Here is a 6260-nt window from a genome sequence, read left to right as displayed (position 1 = left end):
GGGAGGGGGCGCGCTGTGTCGTGTGCAGGAGTGCTGTGCTGTGTGGTGGGTGGGGCGCCGTGTCGTGCTGTGTGGTGGGGGGCGCCGTGTCGTGCTGTGTGGGGGGCGCCGGGTCGTGGGAAAGCGGGGGGCGCCGGGTGGGGCGCCCGTCGTGGCTCAGATGCCGGCCGCCGTGGAGAGGTCCCGTTTGATCGCCGCGAGCAGGTCGGCCGCCTTCGCGCGGGCGGCGGGCAGCTCGTGGTGGTCCGCCACGGGGACGACCACCTCCAGGTAGCACTTCAGCTTGGGCTCGGTGCCGCTCGGGCGGACGACGACCCGCGCGCCGGTCAGGGTGTAGCGGAGGCCGTCGGTGGGCGGGAGCGTGTCCGTGCCCTGGGTGAGGTCCTCGGCCCTGGTGACCGGCAGGCCCGCGAGTCCGGTCGGGGGCTGCTCGCGCAGGCGGCGCATCGCGTCCGCGATGACGGAGAGATCCTGGACGCGGACCGAGAGCTGGTCGGTGGCGTGCAGGCCGTGTTCGACGGCGAGGTCGTCGAGGAGGTCGAGGAGCGTGCGGCCTTCTTCCTTGAGGACCGAGGCCAGTTCGGTGATCAGGAGGGCCGCGGTGATGCCGTCCTTGTCGCGTACGCCGTCGGGGTCGACGCAGTAGCCGAGGGCCTCCTCGTAGCCGTAGCGCAGGCCGTCGACGCGGGCGATCCACTTGAAGCCGGTGAGGGTCTCCTCGTAGGGCAGGCCCGCCTTCTCGGCGATGCGGCCGAGGAGGCTGGAGGAGACGATCGACTCGGCGAACACGCCGGTGGCGCCGCGGCGGACCAGGTGGGCGGCGAGGAGCGAGCCGACCTCGTCGCCGCGGAGCATGCGCCACTCGCCGTCGTCCTTGACGGCGGCGGCGCAGCGGTCGGCGTCGGGGTCGTTGGCGATGATCAGGTCGGGGTCGGTGGCGCGGGCCTGCGCGAAGGCCAGGTCCATCGCGCCGGGTTCCTCCGGGTTGGGGAACGCGACGGTCGGGAAGTCCGGGTCCGGGTCGGCCTGTTCGGCGACGAGGACGGGGGCGGGGAAGCCGGCGCGGGCGAACGCGGCGAGGAGGGTGTCCTTGCCGACGCCGTGCATGGCCGTGTAGACCGTGCGGGCGGTGCGGGGGGAGGTGGGGGACAGGACGGCGTCCGTACGGGCCAGGTAGGCCTCCAGGACGGTGTCGTCGAGGGTTTCCCAGCCGGTGTCGGGGCGGGGGACGTCGTGGAGGCTCGTGATCGCCTGGATCTCGGTGGCGATCTCGGCGTCTGCGGGCGGGACGATCTGGGAGCCGTCGCCGAGGTACACCTTGTAGCCGTTGTCGCGGGGCGGGTTGTGGCTGGCGGTGACCTCCACGCCGGCGACCGCGCCGAGGTGCCGTATGGCGAACGCGAGGACGGGGGTGGGGAGGGGGCGGGGGAGTACGACGGCCCGCAGGCCGGCGCCGGTCATGACGGCGGCGGTGTCGCGGGCGAAGTCGGCGGACTTGTGGCGGGCGTCGTAGCCGATCACGACGGTGCCGGTGCCCTGGCCCTGTTTCCTCAGGTACGCGGCGAGGCCCGCGGCGGCGCGGATGACGACGGCGCGGTTCATGCGCATCGGGCCGGCGCCGAGCTCACCGCGGAGGCCGGCGGTGCCGAACTGGAGGGTGCCGCTGAAGCGGGCTTCGAGTTCCTCGGTGGCACCGGCGTCGATCAGCTTGGCCAGCTCGTCGCGGGTGTCCGGGTCGGGGTCCTCGGCGAGCCAGGTCCTGGCCCGGGCGGTGAGGTCGTCGTGCACGGTCGGTCTCCTGGTCTCGGGTGGTTCGCGTGGATGCCTGCGGCGCCGCCGCGGCTTCGGTGGGGGTGCGCGCGGCGCCCAGGGGCGGTGCTGAGTCGGGGCCGGGGAGGGGAGTCTCCGTCCTCGGACCGGCGGTGCCGTCTCTCGAGCCGCGCGGCTTGCGAAACGCCGGCCGCTGCGGGCGGAAACTCCCCACCCCGTCCCCTTCCCGCCGTGGGCGACAGCACCCATTCGGGGGCGGACCCCCGCTCCGTCAGGGGGCGGGTGCTCCGTTTCGGCAGGGGGTGAGTGCAGCGCCCCGGCAGGGGCGCGGGGAACTGCGCGATCGGCCACGACGGGGGCGCGGACGCTCCACGGCCTTCGGCGGCACCCTCTGCGGCGGCGTTTACAAGCGGCCGAGCACCTGCGTCAGCAGCTCGCCCATGCGCGCCGCCGAGTCGCGGCCCGCCTGGAGCACCTCCTCGTGGTTCAGGGGCTCGCCCGTCATGCCCGCCGCGAGGTTGGTGACCAGGGAGATGCCCAGGACCTCGGCGCCCGCCTCGCGCGCCGCGATCGCCTCCAGGACCGTCGACATGCCCACCAGGTCCGCACCGATCACGCGGGCCATCCGGATCTCGGCCGGAGTCTCGTAGTGCGGGCCGGGGAACTGGGCGTAGACGCCCTCTTCGAGGCTGGGGTCGACCTCCTTGCACAGGGCGCGCAGGCGGGGGGAGTAGAGGTCGGTGAGGTCGACGAAGTTCGCGCCGATGATCGGGGAGGTCGCCGTGAGGTTGATGTGGTCGCTGATGAGGACCGGCTGACCGGGGCGCATGCCCTCCCGCAGGCCGCCGCAGCCGTTGGTGAGGATGATCGTCTTGCAGCCGGCGGCGACGGCCGTGCGGATGCCGTGCGCGACGGCGGCCACCCCGCGGCCCTCGTAGTAGTGCGTGCGGCCCAGGAAGACCAGTGCCCGCTTCTCACCGATGGAGTACGAGCGGATCTTGCCGCCGTGACCCTCCACGGCCGGCGGCGGGAAGCCGGGCAGCTCGGTGACGTGGAACTCGGCGTCGGGAGCGCCCAGGGCGTCGACGGCCGGAGCCCAGCCGGAGCCCATCACGAGGGTGACGTCGTGGGTCTCGGCGCCCGTGAGTTCGCGCAGGCGCGCGGCGGCCGCGTCGGCGGCGGCGTGGGGGTCGCCCTGGATGTCGTCCGGAAGGAGAGATGCGTTCACGCGGATGAGAGTAGCCGGTCTGGGCCTACGCGCGTAGATGACGGAGCTCACGGGATGGCGATCGTTGTCTTGTCGTTTCCAACGAGCCGTGTGACGCAGGCGACCTTTGTGGTGGCTGTGGACGGTCTGTGCGGCTTCAGCAGGGTCGCTTGCGGAGTTCCATCACGTAGTCGTGGGGGGCGCCCGCGGACTCCGCGGCGTCGGCGATCTCGCCGAGGTAGCGGGCCGAGGGGAGGCCGCCCTCGTAGCCGTCGAGGACGTAGAGCCACGCGGTCTCCTCGCCCTCCAGGGTGTGCACGCGCACCCGGGCACGGCGGTAGATGCCCAGGCCGACGCCCTCCCAGCGGTCCATGGACTCCTCGTCCATCGGGGCGATGTCGTAGAGACCGACGAAGACCTGGGAGAGCGGGTCCTCGACGATCGTCGCCAGCGAGCCCTCCCAGCCCATCTGCTCGCCACCGAAGGTCAGCCGCCATCCGTTCAGCCAGCCGGTGGCGCGCAGGGGGGAGTGCGGTGCGCGGCGCGACATCAGCCTCGCGTCGAGATTGCCGGCGTACGCGGCGTAGAGCGACGACATGGGGAGAGGGTACGGCAGCCGCACCGTGTGCCACTCCTGTCCCAGGCGGCGCCGGGTGGCGGCCCCCCGGGCAGTGGCACCTTGAAGCGTGCGGGACAATGGAGTACGTGACTCGGATCGTGATCATCGGTGGCGGACCCGGCGGCTATGAGGCGGCGCTGGTGGCCGCGCAGCTCGGCGCGGAGGTGACCGTCGTCGACTGCGACGGTCTGGGCGGAGCGTCGGTGCTGACCGACTGCGTGCCGTCGAAGACCCTTATCGCTACGGCCGAGGTCATGACGACCTTCGATTCGTCGTACGAAGAGCTGGGGATCATCGTCGCCGACGACACCCCGCCGCTGGAGCAGGCGGCCCGGGTGGTGGGGGTCGATCTGGGGAAGGTCAACCGGCGGGTGAAGCGGCTGGCGCTGGCGCAGTCGCACGACATCACGGCTTCGGTGACGCGTGCGGGTGCGCGGGTCATGCGGGGGCGGGGGCGGCTGGAGGGCATGCAGGCCCTGGACGGGTCGCGGAAGGTCGTCGTGAGCGCGGCGGACGGCAGTGAGGAGACCCTCGTCGCCGACGCGGTGCTGATCGCGACCGGTGGGCATCCCCGTGAGGTGCCCGACGCGCAGCCCGACGGCGAGCGCATCCTGAACTGGACGCAGGTGTACGACCTCGACGAGCTGCCCGAGGAGCTCATCGTGGTCGGGTCGGGTGTGACGGGTGCCGAGTTCGCCGGTGCCTACCAGGCGCTGGGGTCGAAGGTCACGCTGGTGTCGTCGCGGGACCGGGTGCTGCCCGGTGAGGACCCGGACGCGGCCGCCGTGCTGGAGGACGTCTTCCGGCGGCGCGGCATGAACGTCATGGCCCGGTCGCGGGCGGCCGCGGCCAAGCGGGTCGGGGACCGGGTCGAGGTGACGCTCGCGGACGGGCGGGTCATCAGCGGTTCGCACTGTCTGATGGCCGTCGGTGCCATTCCGAACAGCGCGGGGCTGGGACTGGAGGAGGCGGGCGTGAAGCTGCGCGACTCCGGGCACATCTGGACCGACAAGGTGTCCAGGACGACCGCGCCGGGTGTGTACGCCGCCGGTGACGTGACCGGTGTGTTCGCCCTCGCGTCGGTGGCCGCCATGCAGGGGCGGATCGCCATGTACCACTTCCTCGGCGACGCGGTGGCGCCGCTGAACCTGAAGACCGTCTCGTCGAACGTCTTCACCGACCCGGAGATCGCGACCGTCGGCTACACGCAGGCCGACGTGGACGCCGGGAAGATCGACGCCCGGGTCGTGAAGCTGCCGTTGCTGCGCAACCCGCGCGCCAAGATGCAGGGCATCCGGGACGGCTTCGTGAAGATGTTCTGCCGGCCGGGCACGGGGATCGTGGTGGGCGGTGTGGTGGTCGCACCGCGCGCCTCGGAGCTGATCCATCCGATCTCGATCGCCGTCGACAACAATCTGACGGTCGAACAGATCGCGAACGCGTTCACCGTGTACCCGTCCCTTTCGGGGTCGATCGCGGAGGTCGCGCGGCAGCTGCACACCCGGAAGACCGGCGGCGAGGCCTGACGGCCGGAACCGACTCCCCGCTGGTCACGGGGAGTTGTCGAGCATGCGTACGGCATAGTCGGGGTGGGTAGGCTCTATACCACTCCCGACCCTCCTGTGCGAACAACTTCTGCTATTCGGCGCAAACTGCTGAAAGCAGACGGTCGTTGGGGTTACTGTCAGTTTCGTGTTCGCTGCAGAACGTCGCCAATTGATCCTCGAAATGGTGCGAGCGAACGGGGCCGTGTCGCTCCGTGAGCTCGCCCGCGTCGTCCAGACCTCCGAAGTGACCGTACGGCGGGACGTGCGCGCACTGGAGGCAGAAGGACTCCTCGACCGCCGACATGGCGGTGCGGTATTGCCGGGCGGGTTCACGCGGGAGTCCGGCTTTCCGCAGAAGTCTCATCTCGCGACCGCCGAGAAGACGGCCATCGCCGATCTCGCCGCGGGCCTCGTCGAAGAAGGCGAGGCCATCGTGGTCGGAGCGGGAACCACCACGCAGGAACTCGCCCGCCGGCTGGCGAGAGTGCCCGGCCTCACCGTCGTCACCAACTCACTGCTGGTGGCACAGGCGTTGGCGCATGCCAACCGGGTCGAGGTCGTGATGACCGGCGGAACCCTGCGAGGCTCCAACTACGCGCTCGTCGGCTCCGGTGCGGAGCAGTCCCTCCAAGGGCTGCGCGTGTCCCGGGCCTTCATCTCCGGGAGCGGCCTGACGGCCGAACGGGGGCTGTCCACGTCCAACATGCTGTCGGCGTCCGTCGACCGGGCGCTGGTGCAGGCCGCCGCGGAGGTCGTGGTCCTCGCCGACCACACCAAGCTCGGTACGGACACGATGTTCCAGACCGTGCCGACCGATCTCATCACCCGACTGGTCACGGACGAGCCGCCGGCTCACGACGACCGGGCCGCCACCGAACTCCAGGCCCTCGCCGACCAGGGGGTGCAGATCGCCGTGGCCGGGGCGTCCGGGAGCCCGGGGGGTGACCAGGTCCCGGCGCGTCAGCAACAGCACCAGCAGCGCCGGGACGTCGCCCTGCCGGGACCGCGGCGAAATGTGCCCGGCTCGGGGCTGCGGTCGGCTTCGATGCTGGGGGGAGAGCAGCCGACGGGTACCGAACAGCGGGGCCGGGTCGCCGACATGCGCCGGCGGTAGCCG

Annotated in this window: 5 protein-coding genes; 2 read left to right on the top strand and 3 right to left on the bottom strand. The window is 71.9% G+C overall.

The features are described from left to right. Window positions 1–156 precede the first annotated feature (156 nt). The 3 genes from AAW13_RS03055 to AAW13_RS03045 form a co-directional block, all read right to left on the bottom strand. Entirely contained in the window at window positions 157–1788 is a 1632-nt protein-coding gene (locus AAW13_RS03055) for a phospho-sugar mutase (RefSeq protein WP_046731847.1), read from the bottom strand. Between the two features lie 385 nt (window positions 1789–2173). Further along, entirely contained in the window at window positions 2174–2998 is an 825-nt protein-coding gene (locus tag AAW13_RS03050) for a purine-nucleoside phosphorylase (protein WP_046731848.1), read from the bottom strand. Window positions 2999–3134: 136 nt separating this feature from the next. Beyond that, window positions 3135–3575 (bottom strand): gamma-glutamylcyclotransferase family protein, encoded by a 441-nt coding sequence (locus AAW13_RS03045; protein ID WP_046731849.1) that lies wholly within the window; start codon window positions 3573–3575, stop codon window positions 3135–3137. A gap of 98 nt (window positions 3576–3673) precedes the next feature. On the opposite strand from AAW13_RS03045, the gene AAW13_RS03040 reads away from it, so the two are divergent. Together AAW13_RS03040 and AAW13_RS03035 are read left to right on the top strand one after the other, a co-directional pair. Next, window positions 3674–5122 carry an NAD(P)H-quinone dehydrogenase gene (locus AAW13_RS03040; RefSeq protein WP_046731850.1) on the top strand — a complete coding sequence of 483 codons (1449 nt, stop codon included), beginning with the start codon at window positions 3674–3676 and terminating at the stop codon, window positions 5120–5122. Between the two features lie 190 nt (window positions 5123–5312). Beyond that, entirely contained in the window at window positions 5313–6257 is a 945-nt protein-coding gene (locus AAW13_RS03035; protein ID WP_206306138.1) for a DeoR/GlpR family DNA-binding transcription regulator, read from the top strand. The last annotated feature ends 3 nt before the right edge of the window (window positions 6258–6260 follow it).

This window comes from Streptomyces humi (genome assembly GCF_001005085.2).
GTDB lineage: Bacteria > Actinomycetota > Actinomycetes > Streptomycetales > Streptomycetaceae > Streptomyces > Streptomyces humi.
The sequence above is the reverse complement of the archived record's forward strand: the minus strand, read 5'-3'. Positions and strand labels throughout refer to the sequence as shown.